At 61.5% G+C, this 17947-nt stretch carries 16 protein-coding genes and 1 tRNA gene; 5 read left to right on the top strand and 12 right to left on the bottom strand.

All coding sequences use genetic code 11. The annotated features are described in order from the left end of the window. Positions 1 to 22: 22 nt before the first annotated feature. From U873_RS0121625 to U873_RS0121600, 6 genes are all read right to left on the bottom strand, one after another. A complete protein-coding gene (locus U873_RS0121625; RefSeq protein WP_025130221.1) occupies positions 23 to 2218 on the bottom strand; it encodes a glycosyltransferase in 2196 nt (731 codons plus the stop codon). Beyond that, positions 2211 to 2903, bottom strand: a complete 693-nt coding sequence (locus U873_RS0121620; RefSeq protein ID WP_025130220.1) for a 2OG-Fe(II) oxygenase family protein — start codon at positions 2901 to 2903, stop codon at positions 2211 to 2213. The genes U873_RS0121625 and U873_RS0121620 overlap by 8 nt, the downstream gene beginning before the upstream one ends. 5 nt (positions 2904 to 2908) lie before the next feature. Then, the gene (locus tag U873_RS0121615; RefSeq protein ID WP_025130219.1) at positions 2909 to 4285 is read right to left on the bottom strand and encodes a polysaccharide pyruvyl transferase family protein; all 1377 of its coding nucleotides are present in this window, start codon (positions 4283 to 4285) and stop codon (positions 2909 to 2911) included. Further along, on the bottom strand, positions 4282 to 5556 hold the full coding sequence (locus U873_RS0121610; protein WP_025130218.1) for an ABC transporter ATP-binding protein: 1275 nt from the start codon (positions 5554 to 5556) through the stop codon (positions 4282 to 4284). The genes U873_RS0121615 and U873_RS0121610 overlap by 4 nt, the downstream gene beginning before the upstream one ends. Then, entirely contained in the window at positions 5546 to 6361 is an 816-nt protein-coding gene (locus U873_RS0121605; protein ID WP_025130217.1) for an ABC transporter permease, read from the bottom strand. The genes U873_RS0121610 and U873_RS0121605 overlap by 11 nt, the downstream gene beginning before the upstream one ends. Before the next feature lie 342 nt (positions 6362 to 6703). Then, entirely contained in the window at positions 6704 to 7354 is a 651-nt protein-coding gene (locus U873_RS0121600; RefSeq protein ID WP_025130216.1) for an FMN-dependent NADH-azoreductase, read from the bottom strand. 99 nt (positions 7355 to 7453) lie between these two features. On the opposite strand from U873_RS0121600, the gene U873_RS0121595 reads away from it, so the two are divergent. Both U873_RS0121595 and U873_RS0121590 read left to right on the top strand, forming a co-directional pair. Beyond that, positions 7454 to 8314 carry a LysR family transcriptional regulator gene (locus U873_RS0121595; RefSeq protein ID WP_025130215.1) on the top strand — a complete coding sequence of 287 codons (861 nt, stop codon included), beginning with the start codon at positions 7454 to 7456 and terminating at the stop codon, positions 8312 to 8314. A gap of 183 nt (positions 8315 to 8497) precedes the next feature. Then, entirely contained in the window at positions 8498 to 10069 is a 1572-nt protein-coding gene (locus U873_RS0121590) for a GGDEF domain-containing protein (protein WP_025130214.1), read from the top strand. Positions 10070 to 10073: 4 nt separating this feature from the next. On the opposite strand, the gene U873_RS0121585 is transcribed toward U873_RS0121590, so the two are convergent. Next, positions 10074 to 10595, bottom strand: coding sequence for a GNAT family N-acetyltransferase (locus tag U873_RS0121585; RefSeq protein ID WP_025130213.1), 522 nt, complete (start codon positions 10593 to 10595; stop codon positions 10074 to 10076). A gap of 30 nt (positions 10596 to 10625) precedes the next feature. Continuing rightward, on the bottom strand, positions 10626 to 11210 hold the full coding sequence (locus tag U873_RS0121580; protein WP_025130212.1) for a GNAT family N-acetyltransferase: 585 nt from the start codon (positions 11208 to 11210) through the stop codon (positions 10626 to 10628). 221 nt (positions 11211 to 11431) lie between these two features. Between U873_RS0121580 and U873_RS0121575 the strand changes: the two genes are divergently transcribed. The 3 genes from U873_RS0121575 to U873_RS0121565 all read left to right on the top strand — a co-directional run bounded on the left by U873_RS0121575 (position 11432) and on the right by U873_RS0121565 (position 15047). After that, complete coding sequence (locus tag U873_RS0121575; protein ID WP_025130211.1) at positions 11432 to 12256, top strand: arylamine N-acetyltransferase; 825 nt, start codon at positions 11432 to 11434, stop codon at positions 12254 to 12256. Between the two features lie 117 nt (positions 12257 to 12373). Further along, positions 12374 to 13195 carry a hypothetical protein gene (locus U873_RS0121570; protein ID WP_025130210.1) on the top strand — a complete coding sequence of 274 codons (822 nt, stop codon included), beginning with the start codon at positions 12374 to 12376 and terminating at the stop codon, positions 13193 to 13195. 322 nt (positions 13196 to 13517) lie between these two features. Further along, positions 13518 to 15047 (top strand): nucleobase:cation symporter-2 family protein, encoded by a 1530-nt coding sequence (locus tag U873_RS0121565; RefSeq protein WP_025130209.1) that lies wholly within the window; start codon positions 13518 to 13520, stop codon positions 15045 to 15047. A 63-nt stretch (positions 15048 to 15110) separates the two neighbouring features. Here U873_RS0121565 and U873_RS0121560 read toward each other — a convergent pair whose 3' ends face one another. The 4 genes from U873_RS0121560 to U873_RS0121545 all read right to left on the bottom strand — a co-directional run bounded on the left by U873_RS0121560 (position 15111) and on the right by U873_RS0121545 (position 17881). Next, positions 15111 to 15692: an SH3 domain-containing protein gene (locus tag U873_RS0121560; RefSeq protein WP_025130208.1), complete on the bottom strand. Its 582-nt coding sequence runs from the start codon at positions 15690 to 15692 to the stop codon at positions 15111 to 15113. Between the two features lie 108 nt (positions 15693 to 15800). Continuing rightward, positions 15801 to 16958 (bottom strand): MFS transporter, encoded by a 1158-nt coding sequence (locus U873_RS0121555; RefSeq protein ID WP_025130207.1) that lies wholly within the window; start codon positions 16956 to 16958, stop codon positions 15801 to 15803. 565 nt (positions 16959 to 17523) lie between these two features. Next, positions 17524 to 17599, bottom strand: a tRNA-Asn gene (locus U873_RS0121550). 84 nt (positions 17600 to 17683) lie between these two features. After that, positions 17684 to 17881 (bottom strand): hypothetical protein, encoded by a 198-nt coding sequence (locus tag U873_RS0121545; protein ID WP_025130206.1) that lies wholly within the window; start codon positions 17879 to 17881, stop codon positions 17684 to 17686. Between the last annotated feature and the right edge of the window lie 66 nt (positions 17882 to 17947).

Here is a 17947-nt window from a genome sequence, read left to right as displayed (position 1 = left end):
TGGTTCAAGCCGGTTTTCCGGCTCAGTCAACGAGACGTATTCCCGGCTTGCGGTCTTCTACCTGCCTACGTACCTGGACATGGGGTTGCCAGGTGCCCCACTTGCTTTCGAAATAGGCCTGGTTCTTCTCCCATAGGCGTTGGTATTCCCCGCTGGCGATCAGGTGCTTGAACGAGGCCTGGCCGTAGTGATGGATGAAGCTGTCTTCGGCGCACACCGTGCGCAACCCTGCAGCCTGGATGCGACGGCTATAGTCGTCGTCTTCGAACATCCCGATGCCGAAGGTTTCATCCAGCCAGCCCACCTGTTCCAGTACATCGCGGCGCAGGGCCACGCAGAACATCGCCAGCATCGGAATATCGAAGCAGCGTCCCTGATACCGGCTGGCGCGGCGGTCGGCGAAGGCTTCCAGATCGGCAAGGTCGTTGTAGTCGATGGCAACCTTGGCCTCGTTGCCCACTGCATTGGTAGTAGGGCCCACGAGCCCTATCTGCGGGTCGTCCAGGTGTCGCAGCAAGGGCGCCAGCCAGCCCTTGGGCACCACGGTGTCGTTGTTGAGCAGCACCAGATAGTGGCCCCGGGCGAGGCGCAGCCCCTGGTTGTTGGCAGCGGCAAAACCGAGATTGTCCTGGTTGAACACAATGCTCACCCTGGGCTCGGTGCGGGCCAGGTAGCGCAGGTAGTTGCGGGTGTCGTCCCGGGAGTTGTTGTCGACGACGATCAGTTCGACATTCGGATACAGGGTATTGCGCAGCAGACTGTCGATGCAGCCCTGGGTCAGGTGCACGTTGTTGTAGGTGACGATGATCACCGAGACCTTCGGGTGCAGATCGACCAGGGCGTTGCGGGTTTCCTCGAAGCGCTGTCGCCAGTCATTGTCCCGGGCCAGCGCGATTCGCTGTTTCCAGCGCTCGGGATCGGTTTCTCCCAGGGCCGCTTCAATCTGCGTCACGAAACCTGTAGGTCCCTCGGCAAAGTACACATAGGGGGCATAGATCTGCATTTCCAGGAGTGGCACCGATACCACGGGTTTTCCGGCGCTGATGTACTCGTAGAACTTCACTGGATCCACCGCGTGGGTCACATCGTAGAGCCGGAATGGAATGATGCAGACGTCGAAGCGATAGAGATATTGCGGCATCTGCGCATAGGCTCTGCGCCCCAGCAGATGCACATTGGGCAAGTTGTCGAGGCCGGCCAGGTCGTCCACGAACACATCACCGATCAGCACCAGGTTCCACTGCGGTCGTAGCCGGGCGATGGCCGCGAGCAGCTCGAAGTCGACCCACTCGGCCAGGCCGCCGTAAAAACCGATCACCGGGCCTTTGAGGTCTGCCAGCAGTGAGTTGGGCGAGCAATGGCTGGCAAAGAAGTCGAAGTCCACACCGTTCCTCACCAGCAGGCAGCGGCGACTCTGGCGAGCCCATTTGGCCTGAAGCACGGCAGCGGTGACGGTGACCAGATCGGCTTGTTCCACCAGGACCTGTTCCTGGGCCAGAAGCGGCTTGCCGATGTTCGGGAAATCCTGCCATTCGTCCATGCAGTCGTACTGCACGAGCCAGCCATGTGCCTGGCGCAGGTGCAGGACCAGGCGGGTCCAATAGGGCAGGTGAACCACCGAGACCGCGGTCCTGATCTGGAAGTCGTCAACCAGGGCTTGCAGCGCCCTGGCATTGCTCTGCAGGTTGTCTTCGGTGATGCAGGTGGCGTAGTAGTCCTGCCGTGAATGCCCGCGCAAGCAGACTTCGAAGACACCAGGGGCCACTTGTTGCACGCAGTAGGGCCGATCGGCCAGCGGTGACGGGGAGAGAATGATGTAGAACACTCGATAACCGTGCGCGGCGAACTGGCTCATCAGTTGCTGGGGCCGCTGGAATCTTGCGGACCAGTCGATGTTGGCAAAGCACAGCAAGTCGAAATGACGGGGCTGGGTCAGCGGCTGCGCCGTTTCTGCTGGCGTGTCGTCAGAAGCGGGCACGGGTGGGGACGGCAATGGCTGGAGTGGTTCGGCATGGTGATAGGGGTACTCGCTGTCCCCGTTGATCTTGCCGTGGCGCAGCCACTGCAGGAGCATGCGCAGGGGCCGGGTCAGGCGCCAGGACCGCGAGCGACGCATATGTTCGATATGGGTCAGGGCCGCATCGCGTTCCAGGATCGCCTGCCGACGTTCCTGCTGCGCCACACCGCTTTCCTGCCGCGAGGTGGGCGATTTATCCATGTTGGCTCACATAGCTGTGCAGGGAGGGCTGGTCTCCGGCCGGCCACATGGAGCTGACAGCGCCGGGGCGGTAGAAGGTCACGGTCATGCTGCGTCGTGAAGTCCTGCAACTGTCCACCACTTGCGATACCGCGTGCCAGGAATGGTCGGCACGCACCAACACCGCGGAGTGGCCCACCAAGGGCGGTATCACTGCCACCACATCCGTTGGGTCGGCAGAGCGCAGGATGTTCAGGCAGCCACCGTCCTCGATGTTCCAGGACTCGTTGAAATACAGAATGTGGGTCACCAGCTTGTCGCCGAGGTCCGGGTGGGGGCCGAGGCAGGCCCGTGGTCCGTAATGGAAGACGTTGATTTCCATCGGTACGGTACGCAGATCGATATCGGTCAGCGTCGACAGGGCCAGGCGATAACCGGGAGCAGTCAGCTCCCTGGCCAGTTCCTGCCAGGCGGGGCTCAACCCCGGTTCGTGGACAATGCGCCCGGTGCCCATTTCCACCAACTGCCGCGCCTGATACTCGTAGTCCTTTTCGCCGCCATAGCCGGAGACAGTCTTGAACGCGTCATGGGGATAGGTCGCGGCCAGCGCCGCGGCGTTTTCCGGCGAAAACAGGTGGCTGATCTGTCCCCAGCGAAAAGGCTGGGAATGCAATGGCTGTCGGCTGAGCATGGTCAGGTCCAACATGATGTTCATCCTCCTAGAAGGCGTTGCAGGCTGCGCCGGATCGAACGCAGCGGCGCGGTGAGGCGAAAGGAGTTGGAGCGATGCATTCGGCGCAGCTCCCTGTTTACCTGGCCGATGAGTTCCAACTGGTGGTGATGCACTTGCGTCAGTTGCTGTAATTGGGCACGCAGTTCTTCCAGCTCGGTTTTCTGTTCCAGGCATTCTTCACGCCCGCCCAGACGGGTTTCCTCCAGCAGGCCAGGCAGTGATTGCCAGAGTTGATCCATCGCCGGATGGGTGTGGCGGCGACCTTGGCGGATGAGTTCGGCGACCTGGTCCCAGTGGTGACGCAGTTGTTCCTGGGCTGCGCTCAGCCGAGAGCAGGGAGGCTGCCGTCCCAGGCGTTCCAGCAGCCATTGCGGGTCGATGGCCTGCCCGGCATGCAGAGGGTAGATGCCCGGGTAGTCCCGCAAGGCGGTGTATTTGCCCTGGTCCAGGTTGGCCGAGCTGAAGATCGGCACGCCGAAGACCAGGGCGGTGATTGCCAGGTGATAACTGTGGCCAATTACGCCTTGGGCATGGGCCAGGACCTCCGCCAGCAGCAGTGGCGCCGGCCAGGTAGGCAGGCTCGCCGCGCGCGGCAGGTCGTTACCGAGGATCGATTCGTGATCACCCAGCACCGGACCGATGGGCAGTAGCAGCAATTGCCACTGGGCAAACAGTGCCGAGTGGGTTTTCCACAGGTGGAGAAAGTTTTCCAGGCCGGCAATCGAATGCACCACCAGATAGGGGCCGCTCAAGCCTGCCTGTCTACACAACTGTCGATACTCGATGGACGGCTGCTGCAGGTCGATCAGGTTGGGCAGGCCAAAGGCGCTGTCTGGCAGTACCTCCACCCGAGCCTGCTCACTCAAGGCCGACAGACTGGCTTGAGACAGGGCATCGCGGACCTGCACATGGGGGCTGAGCTCCAGGGTCAGCTTGACCAGGGGCGCGGCCCAGGTCGGAATTTCATTGCAGTGCATGCCTGGAGCGTTCCAGATCAGCGGCACGTTGTGTTGCAGGGCTATCAATGCGGGCGATAGCCAATAGCCGGTAGGGTGATGGATCTGCGGAGTCGGCGGGTAATACCCAGTGGCCACCAGCTTGTCGAAGCGGATGATGAAGCCACCGCCGATCAACACCCCGTCCAGGGACTCGATCAACTGCGGCAACTGGCTGACCGAGGTCACCGGATAAGGCCATGACGGTGGGGTGCGGTCGTGGTAGGAGAAGGCATGCACTTGCACATCACCCAGGCGCGCCTGCAACTCTGCCTTGGCGATGATGGGAAACAGCAGGTCTCCGTAGTTGGCCACGTCAAAGGTGCCGAAAATGCCGACTTGCCACACCTTGTTGCTCATGAACGCTCCTCGACGGCCATGGATTTTTGCAATTCACTGGTGACGCTTTCGATATGCAAATCGACGATTCCGAGGAAATGCGTATTGCCTGGCAAAGTGTCGAAGGCCAGGACCGCCACCTGCTTTTCAATCAGCTGAGAGGTCTCTTCCGTCTCGCCATTCATCAACTTGAGGGTGATGTGGTAGCGCCCGGCAGCCAGGTTGGCAGCGAAGCGCAAACGTACAGAGGCGCTGCGCCAGCCTCCGTGGGACGGGCCGCAGGGCAGCGCGACATTGACTCCGCTGACCACCAGCAGCCTGGCTTCCTGGAGGGTCAGGCTGAGGTTGGGCCGGGCGATGGCGTCACTGATCAGGGTGTCGATGGCGATCTCGATCGTGTCGCCATGGGCGAAGCTCGAGTACTGCGTCCCGGTGCTATGGAAGGAGGCCGCGGTGATACGCCCTTCCGCGGTGCCGAAGGCCATGCCGTGTTCCGGATTGAGGGCGGTCTTGGGGGTCACCTGGATGGCGCCGTTGCTGGCCCAGCGTCGCTGTTCATCACGCATGTCCAGCAGGTAGAGCTCGGCCATCTCCTCCGGGGCGCCGCTGGCACGGATTTGGCCATCACGCAGATACAGGGCCCGGTTGCAGAAGCGCTTGACCATGCTCATGTCATGGGACACGAACAGCAGGGTCATGCCTTGTCGAGTCAGGCGGTCCAGGCGCTCCAGGCATTTGAATTGAAACGATGCATCACCGACGGCCAGAGCCTCGTCGACGATCAGGATATCCGGCTCGACGCAGACCGATACGGCAAAGGCCAGGCGTACCAGCATACCGCTGGAGTAGGTCTTGGTCGGTTGGTCGATGAACTCGCCGATGCTGGCGAACGCGGCAATTTCATCGAAGCGCGCCTCGATTTCTGCGCGCTTGAGCCCCAGCAGTGCGCCGTTCAGGTAGACGTTTTCACGCCCGGTGAACTCCGGATTGAAGCCCGAGCCCAGCTCCAGCAAGGCGGCGATACGGCCATGGCTGACGACGTTGCCGGACGAGGCGGTGACGGTGCCGCAGATAAGTTGCAGCAAGGTCGACTTGCCGCTGCCGTTGCGTCCGATGATGCCCAGGGTCTCGCCCCGATGAACTTCCAGGGAAACACCTTGCAAGGCCCAGAATTCGCGATAGCGGCGTTTGCCGCGAGGCAGCAGCAATTGCAGCAGGCGGTCCCGGGGCTGTTGGTAGATGTGATAGCACTTGCCCAGTTGCTGGGTCTTGATCGCCAGCTCAGAGCACATCGGCAAACCCCTCGCGGGTCTTTTCGAACCATATCCGTCCGAGCACCGCTACGGCGCTTGCGACTATCAACTCACCGAACCACAGGCGGATATCGGGCACTACCCCCCAGATCATTACGTCTCGGGAGGACTCGATCACCAGGGTCAGCGGATTCAGGTAGAGCCAGTGCTGATAGGACGCCGGCAATGCGCTGACCGGATAGAACACCGCCGACAGCAGCATCAAGGCCGACATCAGCACCCCGATGACCTGGTCGATATCCCGAATGTAGACGCCGAGGGAGGCGAGTATCCAGGACAGTCCGAGAGTGAAGAGTGCCAGTGGCAGCAGCACCAGTGGAAACAGCAGGGCGGTAAGGGGAGGCAGGCCGAAGGCCAAAAGATGGAATGCCAGCCAGACGACGAAGCTCACCAGGGTGTGGAACAGCGCCGCCCCAAGGGTCACGCAGGGCAGGATGTCCAGGGGAAACATCACTTTCTTCACGTAGTTGACGTTGCTCGGGATCAGTTTCGGAGCACGGGTAAGGCACTCGGAAAACAGGTTGAAAACCATCATCCCGGCGAACACCAGCAGTGCGAATTGGCTTTTTGAGTCGTCCTCGCTGCCCCAGCGCACCTTGAACAGCACGCTGAAGACAAAGGTGTACACCAGCAGCATGAACAGAGGGTTGAGGAAGGACCAGAGCAGCCCGGCGATCGAGCCGCGATAGCGGCCGATGATTTCGCGTTCGATCAGCGCCAGCAGCAGTTCTTGGTGGCGCCAGGGCCTGAAGGTGAAGCGGTCAAGCACAATCCTCCCAGTCAACGGCAGCTCCTTGCTCATTCAGTTCTCAACACCGTTCAATCCGCGCTCTGGAGATACACAGGCGCAAGAGGGTGGTTTGAGGCGAAGTATTCTTATGAGTTGTTTATAGACCAGGAATCCATGAAGTGAATGGCCGCAATGACTTTTTGGATGAGCAGCAATAGTCGACGCATCGATGCCAGCAGTCGGCTGCAAGGCGCTGCAGTGATGGCCCATGGGAGGGGCCTCGGGCAGGGGTGGCCACACCTGAAGCCGCGAATTGGCGCATCGGTCGAACGCTGCCACGGGGGGGCCGAAAGGGCGCGGCGAGCCGGCTGACTCACTGCGTCCCCATTTCTCGGCTCAGAGTGCGCGCGCTGCCATCTGATCCGCCAGGGCGTGTGCCTGGCACGTGGCTGCCTGTCGGGATGCCAGGTCCATCTCGGCTCCCAGGATGGTTTTTTCAACGATCAGCGAATGTTGCTCATTGACGCCGATGAAATTCAGCCATGCCTCGATATAGGGCTTCTGGAAGTCGAATGCCTGCGCGGGGGTGTCCGAGCGGGCCGAAAAATCCAGGCCCCGGGCATAGCTGACCACGGCTGTCTTGTTGTTCAGCAGGCCCTGCAGGCCTCGCTCGGGGTCGAAGCTGAAGAGGATGCCCTGGTGGGACACCAGGTCGATGAAATGCTTGAGCTTGTAGGGAATGCTGAAGTTCCACAGTGGCACCGAGAACACCAGCAAATCGGCTTCATGCAGGGGCGCGGCCAGTTCCTGGAGCCCGGCCCAGGCCTGTTGTTCGGCGGGACTCAGCGGTTGGCCACCGAGCAGGGCGTATTTGGCGTCCATGGCGGTCTGGTCGAGCTCCGCAAGGTCCAGGCTCCACAGGTCCAGGGTGCGAACTTCGGTGCTCGGTACCTGTTGTTGGTAGCGTTGAATGAACTGGCGGGCGATCTCCATCGAGGCGGAACGGCGCAAGCGGGGAGAGCATTGGATGTGCAGGAGCTGGGTCATGGACGAGTCTCTGGGTGGACAGCAATGACCGTTATTGCAACATAGCTTGTTTTTAAATATAAATTGTCATTCGGCCACTTATTGATCGTGAAATAAAATATGTTTGATGCTCTGCTGCTCCGGACTTTTGTCACCGTCGTCGATGAGCAGGGATTCAGTCGTGCCGCGCACAAGCTGCACCTGACCCAGTCGGCGGTCAGCGGGCATCTGCGTCGCTTGGAGCAGCAGGTGGGCAAGCCGCTGCTTCAACGCACCACCCGCTCGCAGCAATTGACCCCGGACGGGGAGCGGCTGATGGCCTATGCCCGGGCAATCCTGGCGCTGAATCACGATGCCTGGACTGAATTGACTCGAGTGCCATTTCACGGGCGAATGGGGATCGGCCTGTCCGAGGACTTTGCCGAACCTCGCCTGTTGCGTGCGCTGCAGGCGTTTTCCGGGCAATACCCGGGCCTCCAGCTCGATATTCAGGTCAGCATTCCCGGCACGCTCCTGGACTTGCTGGCCCAGGGCAGCCTGCAAGTGGTGGTGGGGTCGTTATGCGAAACGGCGGCGCCTGGCCAACTGCTGTGGTCCGAACCGCTGGTCTGGGCCGGGCTGCCGGCTGCAGTCGCAACCCTGCCCACACCGTTGCCCTTGGCGCTGTTTCCCGAACCCTGTCCCTACCGCGCCGTGGCCCTGGGGCGGTTGGCCAGGGCCGGTATCGCGCAGCGCACGGCGATGCTCTGCAGCAGCAACTCGGCGTTGCGCGCGGCGGTGCTCTCGGGTTTTGCAGTGGCGCCCATGGCGGTCAGCCAACTGGGGGCGGGGCTCTGTGTCCTGGGAGTGGAGCATGGTCTACCGGAGCTGCCCGAGGCTCAGTTCCGGCTGTTCACCGCGCCCGAGGCGGATCAGACTATGACGGCGGCGCTGGCTCAGGTCATTGTCGAATATTGCTCCGGTCGACGTTCCGGGCTTTAGGCATTGCCTTGCGCGGCCGATAATCCATTGCGGGCAAGCGGTGTGTGGTTGCGACCGGGCCTGGAGTCGGTGTTCGACTCATCATGGATGCGATATTTTGTACGGCGCTGGCGGATGAGCCAGTCTCGAAAACAACAAGGGATCTGTGCCACTGTTCAGGCCTCTCCCGTCAGGACGACCCTTTTGCCTGTCCCCATATACGATCCTCATCATGCCCCTGGCGGCACCCTGAAGCGCCTGCCCCTGCTCAAGGCGGCAGTGGCGTTCATCGCCACGGTGTTTCTGTGCCTGTGCGGGCTGCTGTATCTCCAGCTGGAGCAGTCCTGGCGCCATGACTTGGCCCAGGCGCAAGTCAACTCCACCAACCTGACCCGGGCCATTGCCCAGCAGGCCGAAGACACCTTCATGGAGGCCGACCTGGTATTGATGAGCCTCTCCGAATGGATCCAGGCCTTGGGCGATGGGCCCCAGCAGCGGCTTCGTCTGCAGCAGATCTTTGCCCGGCGCGTGCAGGCCCTGGCGCAACTCAGCGGCGTGTTTCTCTACGACAGGCAGGGCCGCTGGGTGGTCAGTTCCTTTGATGACTCGCCCCATGGCGATGATGTGGCAGACCGCGACTATTTCAGGTTCCACCAGCAGAACGCTTCGTTGCAGGCGCACATCAGCCCGGCGATTCGCAGCCGTGCCAATGGCGAATGGATCATCCCTATTTCTCGGCGGATCAATGACCAGGACGGAAACTTCCAGGGCGTGCTGATGGCCGGTATCAAGCTGGCGTATTTCGATCAGTTCTTCAAAAGCTTCAATATCGATGAACATGGCGTGATGTTCCTCGCCCTGTCCGACGGTACCTTGCTGGCCCGACGACCGTTCGAGGAGCGCCAGGTGGGCGCCTCCCTGTCCCGTGGCGAGATCTTCGGCAAATACCTGCCGGAGGCCCCTGCGGGCAATGCGATGATCACCTCGATCGTCGACGGAGTGACGCGCCTGTATGGTTATCGCCAGTTGCAGGCGTATCCGCTGGTGGTGGCAGCGGCGAACTCCCAGAGCTCGATTCTCCAGGGCTGGTATGCCTCGGCCTATCAGTCCTCGGCAATTGTCGCCCTGGTGTTGCTGGGGGTGGGGCTGTTCGGTTGGGTGTTTGTGCATCAGGTGCGCAACAACGAGCGGATCGAGAGCGATTTGCGCGAGGCCCAGGAGGCCCTGGAGGTGATTGCCACCCATGACAGCCTGACTGGCCTGGCCAATCGACGCCTGTTCGAGCGCTCCCTGGAGATCGAGTTCGGCCGTGGCGCACGAAAAAGCAGTCCGCTGAGCCTGATCATGGCCGACATCGACTACTTCAAGCGCTACAACGATACCTACGGCCATGTGGCGGGGGACCATTGCCTGGCTGAAGTGGCCCAGGCCCTGAAAGCCTGTTGCCAGCGCAAGGCCGACCTGGCGGTGCGCTACGGTGGCGAAGAGTTTGCGGTGCTGCTGCCCGACACCGACATTCACGGTGCCCTGGCCATGGCCGAGCAGATTCGCCAGAGCGTCATGGCGCGCAACATCGCTCATTCCGGTTCCCCGGAAGGACGCGTGACCATCAGCCTGGGTTGCTACGCTTTCGTGCCCACGGGACGCGACAGCAGTGAAATGTTCATCGAACGCGCGGATGCGGCGCTGTACCAGGCCAAGGCCTCGGGCCGCAACCGGGTGGCGGCCCTGGCGGTGGAAAAGGCCGGAGAGCATTTGCAGCGCTCCGACCGTTGAGCCGTTACCAGGTTTTGCAGAAGATCTGGTTGGCGTAGGCGTTGCCCCCGAATTCATACGCCGTGGTACCGACGACGTCATAGCCCTGGGCCAGGTAGAAGGCCAGTGCCGGATGATTTTCCGCCCAGGCGGTCAGCCACAGGCAGCAGGCCTGCTGCGCCCGGGCCAGGTTCTCGACCTGGTGCAGCAGGGCCTGGCCGACGCCCTGCCTGTGGGCATGACGCTGCACATACAGGCGCACCAGTTCCAGGCCTTGAGCCAACTGCGCCTGGGGCGCGCGGGTGTTCTGCGCGACTTCCACGAAGCCCAGCAAATGGCCATTACGCTCCGCCAGCAGCAGGGTCCTGTGGGGATCCGCCAGCCGCTGCTGGAACTGCTTGGGCGCATACACGCTCAAGGCTTCCTCGGCCAGGTCTGCACGCATGCCGTCGACGGCATAGGTATCGAGGAAAACCTGGGTGGCGAGACCGCTGATGCACAGAGCGTCTTGGCTTTCAGCGAGGCGCAGGGAAAGAGAGGTGGGCATGACTGCATCCTTGTAGGCAGTTATTGGCATTCAGCGCGGCCAGGGTTGGCCGAGCAGTTGCAGCAGGTGTTGGCGTACCCGGGGCCACTCATCGTCGATGATGCTGAAGCGCACGGCATTGCGCTTGCGGCCGTCGGGCATGATGCGCTCATGGCGCACAATGCCTTCCTGTTGCGCCCCCAGGCGCAGGATCGCCGTTCGAGAGGGGTGATTGATTTCGTCGGTGGTGAATTGTACCCGTATGCAAGCCATGTCTTCGAAGGCATGGCTCAGCATCAGGTACTTGGCCTCGGTGTTGACGAAGCTGCGCTGCCAGCTTCTGGCGATCCAGGTGTTGCCGATTTCCAGCGTGTGGTTATGGCGCTCGATCTTGCCGAAACACGTATAGCCAATCACCTCGCCGGTGGACTTGAGTCGAGTGACAAAGGGCAGTGCAGTACCGGCGTCGCGATTGTTGAGCGCTGCCGCCAGGTAGTGATCGATGGTGTCGGGGGAGGGCACCTGGGTGAAGGGCAGGTTCCACAGCTCGCCGTCCCTTGCGGCTTCCACCAGGGCGCTGGCGTCGCCGGGTTGCAAAGGTTGCAATATGATTCTCCGGCCTTCCAATGGCTGCATGGCGTACGGCTCTCCAGGTAAAGCGAGGGGAAGAAAGCAGCGGCTATTACAGGAGCCCCGCCGATGCTTGGCAAGATCCAATCCAGAGCCAATGCAATAAAAAATATCAGCCGCATTGATTGTTGAAACTCCGCGCTTTTGGCTTATACATATTGCCGACCTGTCAGGGCCCGAGGAATAACGCCTGGGCCCTGCGCGACCCTCATTTCAAGGATTTGTGCATGAGCCAGCCGCACCTGATGAACTTCGATCTCTATCTGCACCGACTCGGTTACCACAGTGCGCCGCCGCCGACTCTGGACACCTTGCGGGAGCTGCAACTGCGCCACGTCTGTCAGTTTGCCTTCGAGAACCTCTCGAGCCTGTTGCGCCTGCCAGTGCCCATCGATCTGGCGTCGGTGGAACGCAAGATTCTCCAGGAAGGGCGCGGCGGCTACTGCTACGAGCTCAATCAGAGCTTCCTGGCGCTGTTGCAGCACCTGGGTTATGAGGCACGGGGCATCACCGGACGGGTGGTGATGGGCGGGCCGGAAGATGCGCTTACCTCTCGCAGTCATCGCCTGTCGGTACTGGACTTGGATGGGCAGCGCTATGTCGTCGATGTCGGCTTCGGTGGCATGGTGCCCACTGCGCCGCTGCTCCTGGATACCGAGGACGAACAGGCCACGCCCCATGAGCCCTACCGCATCACGGCGCGTGAGGGCAGTTACACCTTGCGCGCCAAGGTCGCGGGTGAATGGCGGGCGATGTATGTCTTCGACCTGCAGGTGCAGGGAGATGTGGATTACGAAATGGGCAACTGGTACGTCTCGACCCATCACGACTCGCCTTTCGTGGGGCAGTTGAAGGTCGCGCTGATCGGCCCGGGTGTGCGTCGTACCTTGCACAATGGCAGCTATGCGCTGCATCGGCTGGGGTTGCCCAGCGAGCGGCGGGAAATCACCAGTGCCGAGGAGCTGATGAGCCTGCTGCAGGGCGAGTTCGGCCTGCGCCTGCCGTCCCATCCGGATCTGCCGCGAGTGCTGGAGCAGTTGCTGGAAGCCTGAGCCGCTGTGCTCTCTGTGCCGGCAATGGTCGGGTACGGAAGCGGTTCCCGATTAAAGCCGGAGACCTTCGCTCCCTAGAATCGAGCGCCGCAATGGCACTTTTCTATGGAGAGAATCATGCAGAAGATAACCCGTTCAAGCGGATCCCGGAGCCTTGCCTCCCCGCTACAACGCCTGCGTCTGGGGCTGTTTGCCGGCCTGCTGGGGCTGCTTGGCCTGTGCTCGAGCAACAGCTTTGCAGTCCCCAACCCTGCCGGTGACTACAACCTGAGCATGGACGCCCGGGCCGGCTCACCCTATCCGCCGTCCGACAACTACAGCGCCGATCTCAAGACCTCGGGCGTCGGGCCGGCCTACACGGTGCCGGTGAGCCGGCATCACATCATCGCCTATAACCAGTTGCGGGACTTCTACATGTCCGTGGTGCAGCGTGGGCATCTGAAGGAGCTGAAGGGCTTCTGGGATGGCTTTGGCGGACGTTTCACCAGCTACGGACGTGATAACGGGGTCAACGTCACGCCGCCAGTGGCCGCGGACTACGACCAGGCCAAGACGTTGCTCGAAGAGATCGGCCGCGGTGTGGTCCGTGCCAATGCGGGCGTTCCGCCACGGCCCCTGGGTTGGGACACCTTCCATGGCTTTTACACCTGGATGCCGTGGAACCTGTTCCTCGGTCCGAATGGCCGCAATGACGACCCGGGGGAGAACTTCGAAACCAATGCCCAGTACATCGTCAACAACAAGGACACCTGGAACACCATCCTCAACCTGCGCAGCAACATGCAGAGCTATATGCGCGATGGCAATGTGAAGACCCTGGGCGACATCAACTCGCAATTGTTGCGTTTGTCGTCACGGACCCGGGTCTACCCGCTGGTCAGTGACCAGTGGATCCGTGTCGCTCCCAATGTGTACAAGATCCGCGTACCAGCCAACTGATTGGGCACATTATCTGCATAGAGGGTCGAACCAATGCCTGGGACGGCCCTTTTTTTTCGCTGTGCTCAAGGTGTCTTGCTCCGAGAGGGGATGGCGAAACGGCCAGGCACGGATGTGTGGCCGAGTGTTTTTCGCAGGCTCTGGAATGGTGCTTAATGCACTAAAAGGCAACATTCTCTGCGCTTCGAGAGGGCTTTTTCATGGCAAATCGGCAAAGGAAACAGGCCTGAAGGTTGACCGATAAACTGTATACAATTCTATGGGCAGTTGTCTTTGAACTTGCATACAGTGTGCGCATAACAAAAACAGGGAACCGCACACCATGAATACGTCCCAGGTTTCACCGCAACGTCCCGAAGATGAAAATTTGGGGGTTGGCGCGAATATGGCCTACGGCCTGCAGCACGTTCTGACCATGTACGGTGGCATCGTTGCAGTACCGCTGATCATCGGCCAGGCGGCCGGTCTATCGCCGGCGGAGATTGGCCTGCTGATCGCCGCATCGCTGTTTGCAGGGGGGTTGGCAACGTTGCTGCAAACCCTCGGCGTGCCGTTTTTCGGCTGTAAGTTGCCGTTGGTACAGGGGGTATCCTTCGCGGGGGTATCGACCATGGTGGCGATCGTCACCAGCGGTGGTGAAGGCGGTTTCCAGTCGGTTCTCGGGGCCGTGATTGTCGCCTCGCTGATCGGCCTGCTGATCACTCCGGTGTTCTCCCGGATCACCAAGTTCTTTCCACCACTGGTCACCGGCATCGTCATCACCACCATCGGCCTGACGCTGATGCCGGTAGCGGCGCGCTGGGCCATGGGAGGCAACAGTCGTTCGCCGGACTTCGGCAGCATGTCGAACATCGGCCTGGCGGCCGTCACCCTGGTGCTGGTGTTGCTGCTGAGCAAGATCGGCAGCGCCACCATTTCCCGCTTGTCGATTCTCCTGGCCATGATCATCGGTACCGTGATCGCGCTGTTCCTGGGCATGGCGGATTTTTCCGGTGTCACCCAGGGGCCGATGTTCGGCCTGCCTACGCCGTTCCATTTCGGCATGCCGACCTTCCATATCGCGGCCATCCTGTCGATGTGCATCGTGGTCATGGTGACCCTGGTGGAAACCTCGGCGGACATTCTTGCGGTGGGCGAGATCATCCACACCAAGGTTGACTCCAAGCGTCTGGGCGATGGCCTGCGCGCGGACATGCTGTCGAGCATGATTGCGCCGATCTTCGGCTCCTTCACCCAGAGTGCCTTTGCCCAGAACGTCGGGCTGGTGGCGGTCACGGGGATCAAGAGCCGCTTCGTGGTGGCCACCGGCGGGCTGTTCCTGGTGATCCTCGGCCTGCTGCCATTCATGGGGCGGGTGATTGCCGCCGTGCCGACCTCGGTACTCGGTGGTGCCGGCATCGTACTGTTCGGCACCGTGGCTGCCAGCGGCATCCGTACCTTGTCCAAGGTCGACTACCGCAACAACATGAACCTGATCATCGTTGCCACCTCCATTGGCTTCGGCATGATCCCGATTGCCGCACCGAGCTTCTACGATCACTTCCCCAGCTGGTTCGCGACGATCTTCCATTCGGGCATCAGTTCTTCGGCGATCATGGCGATCCTGCTGAACCTGGTGTTCAACCACTTCACCGCGGGCAACTCCGACCAGCAGTCGGTGTTCGTTGCTGGTACCGAGCGCAGCCTGCGCTTCCAGGACATTGCCCTGTTGCGTGAAGGGGACTACTTCAGTGGCGGCAAGCTGCACGATGCCGAAGGCAACGAAGTGCCCTTGCTGGCAGAGGTCGCGAACCCGACGGGGGACGGCGCCCCGTCGAGCCACGCCCGTGGCAGTACTGAAGCGACCCACTGAGCCTGCGCATCAGGCTCACGCAAAACCGGCGCCTTGAAGGCGCCGGTTTTTTTTCGAGGCTGGTTATTCAAGGTTCTCCAGGGGCGCCAGGGCTTGCAGGGCGTCGGGATCGTTCTTGTACTGTTCGCGCAAGCTGCCAAGTTGGCGATCATGGCCGACACAGACCTCGTTGACCGCTTTCTCCAGCTCTGCCCGACGCTCGGCGTCGTAGGGCTCTTCGCCGGCAAAGTGCAGGCATTCTTCGTGGCGCTGGATGAAGGCCGTGACCTCGGCCGGCAGTTGCGTGCCGCCGTAATGACCACCGAGTTGCAGACGTTTTTCCTCGACCCAGCCGGTGTAGTCCTCACCGTCCTTGGCGATGTACATGACCTGGGCCCAGCCCTTGTCACTGGAGGCATACACCGTGAGGCCGTCGCCGGGGATCACATAGAGCTTGTTGTTCTTGCAGGCTGCATCGGGGCCGCTGTGAAAGTGCAGGCGCCCTTCGCCGATCACCTTGGCCTCAAGGGGCGGGCGGTATTCGCCGGCTTCCAGGGAAGCGTTGTCGCTGAGGGTGTCGCAATCCACCGGCGCGTCGGCCTGGGCTGGCAACGGCAGCAGGGAGAGCAGCCCGTACAGGGGCACAAGACGCAGGATTCGATCCATCGAGAAGGGTCCATCTGGAGGCGGATGGCGCGATGGTAATGACAAAGGCGCGGCCTGTGAATGCTCACGGGCCGCGTCCACGAGAAAAGGTCCTGGGCGCGACCGATATTATTCGACGGTCCTGCTCAATTGCCCCTGGCGCACCAGGGACAGGGCAAAGAGCACCACTACGGCAGCTGCGGCCGATAACGTCAGGGGCAGGCCATAGCTGCCACCGCTCATGGCCGCACCGCTGAGCAGAGGCCCGAGCAGGCTGCCGATGCCCCACAGCAATCCGGCGCTGGCGTTGGCGGTCACTAGGTCGGCGCCGCTGAAGGACTGTCCGATCAGTACGATAGCCAGGGTATAGATACCGCCGGCCGCTGCGCCGAGAATCACCAGGCTTGGCCATAGCAGCTGGGGGGTTGCCATCAACAGCGGCAGGCACAGGCCGATCAGCAGGGCGATGATGCCACAGCCCAGGTAGATGCCGGGTCGGCCGAGCTTGTCCGAGAGCCAGCCCAGGGGAAACTGGAACGCCGTGTCCCCCAGGAGAATGATGGTCACCATCAGCGCTGCAAGCTTGATGCTGTAGCCGTGGGTGGCGGCGTACACCGGAAATAGCGACAGCACCACGCTGTCGAAGAAGGCGAAGAACAGGATGCCCACGCACAGCGCCGGGGCGATGCGAAAGAAGCCCAGCACTGAGAAAGTGCGGCTTTCGGCATGGGGCGAGTGGGCATCTTGCCGGGGCAAAGTCAGCCAGACCACGGCAATCGCCACGGCGTAGCCGATGCTGACGATGGCCAGGACCGCCGGCCCCTCGGTGCCCAGCAGAGACACCAGGCCAGGGCCCAGCAGTTGAAAAAAGGTGAAGCAGGTGGTGTAGACCGCCACCAGCCGTCCGCGAGTCGCGTCCTCGGCCATTTCATTGACCCAGGTTTCCCCGAGAATGATGATCAGCCCCGCCCCCAGGCCCATGGCGATTCGCGCCAGGCCCAGGCTGTAGAGGCCAGCCCCCGGCCATTCCAGGGCGGCGACACTGAGGGCACAGAGGCCGAAGCACAGCAGGTAGATCTGCCGACGGGTCAGGCGTTGGCAGATACCGTTGACCAGGAAGGCCGAAAGCATCATGCCGGCGGCGGGCAGGGCCGACATCAGGCCGATCTGGTTGTTGGAAGCGCCGGCCTGATACAGGCGCAGGGCGAGGATCGGCACGGTCGAACCGATGCTCAGGCCGACAATCGAAATGCCCAGGATCAGGGCGGCTAGCAGGGCTTTGTTCATGGTCAAGACTCACGCCTGAAGTACGGGCGCTGAAAAGGCGGTGATTGCAGGTACTGCGTAACCACGCAGACCGATGGGTGAGCGATTGCCATGCAGGCGCCAGCTTGCCGACGCGAGACCCACGCCGTTGGCTGGGGCTTGTTCGGCAGGCCTTCGCTACCGGGAGGTGTTCAGCGAGGTGCCGGGCTCAATCGCTATCAGTGAGCGGGCCGGGGAGGAGAGAAGGTGAAGGCAAACAGGACGCTGCGGCGCCGGCGATTGATCGCACAGTCATGCTGGGCAACGGCCAGGGTTGCCGAAGGGCTCAACGAGGGGGAAGGGCACGGTGACTGTGCTGGCAGGAACATCATGGTCTGACTGGTTGAAAAAACAAGCGCACAGCCTACGACAGGCATTTGCGGCAAGCAACCCGACCTTGGAATGAGCATTTCGGAGGCAGAACGAACTGTATCCGCAGGCCAGGATGGCAGGCGGATCGGTCATCGAAGTGGGGGTAGTGCTGGAACTGGTTTGCTGAAAGAGCAGGGCGCTCTTATAGGACGAAAGGCAAATCAGTGTAGGAATATGGCTCCACGACCTGGACTCGAACCAGGGACCCAGTGATTAACAGTCACTTGCTCTACCAACTGAGCTATCGCGGAATGCGCCGTATCTTACTGATTCAAAAAGGGAAGTCAAGCGGCTGCGATGAAAAAATGATTTTCTGCCGCCCTGAGTCCTGTGCTTCAGCCACCGAAGGTCAGGGTTCCGAGCATGAGTTTGGCCATCAGCGAAGTGGCGGCCAGTTGCACCAGCCACAGCGCCAGCCCGCCGAGAAATACCCCGAGGGCAATTTGCAGCACCAGGCTCTTCTGGCGTTTCTGCGTGCGGGGCAGGTAGTGCTCCAGTTCATCGCGGTCAGCCCGCAGGTCATCGTCTTTCATTGGAGGTCTCGTTCAGCTGGAGGCAAGGTCACAGTCTAGCGGGTGCGAGGGCGGCCGCGATCAACA

It is taken from the genome of Pseudomonas sp. PH1b (assembly GCF_000633395.1).
Classification (GTDB): domain Bacteria; phylum Pseudomonadota; class Gammaproteobacteria; order Pseudomonadales; family Pseudomonadaceae; genus Aquipseudomonas.
The sequence above is the reverse complement of the archived record's forward strand: the minus strand, read 5'-3'. Positions and strand labels throughout refer to the sequence as shown.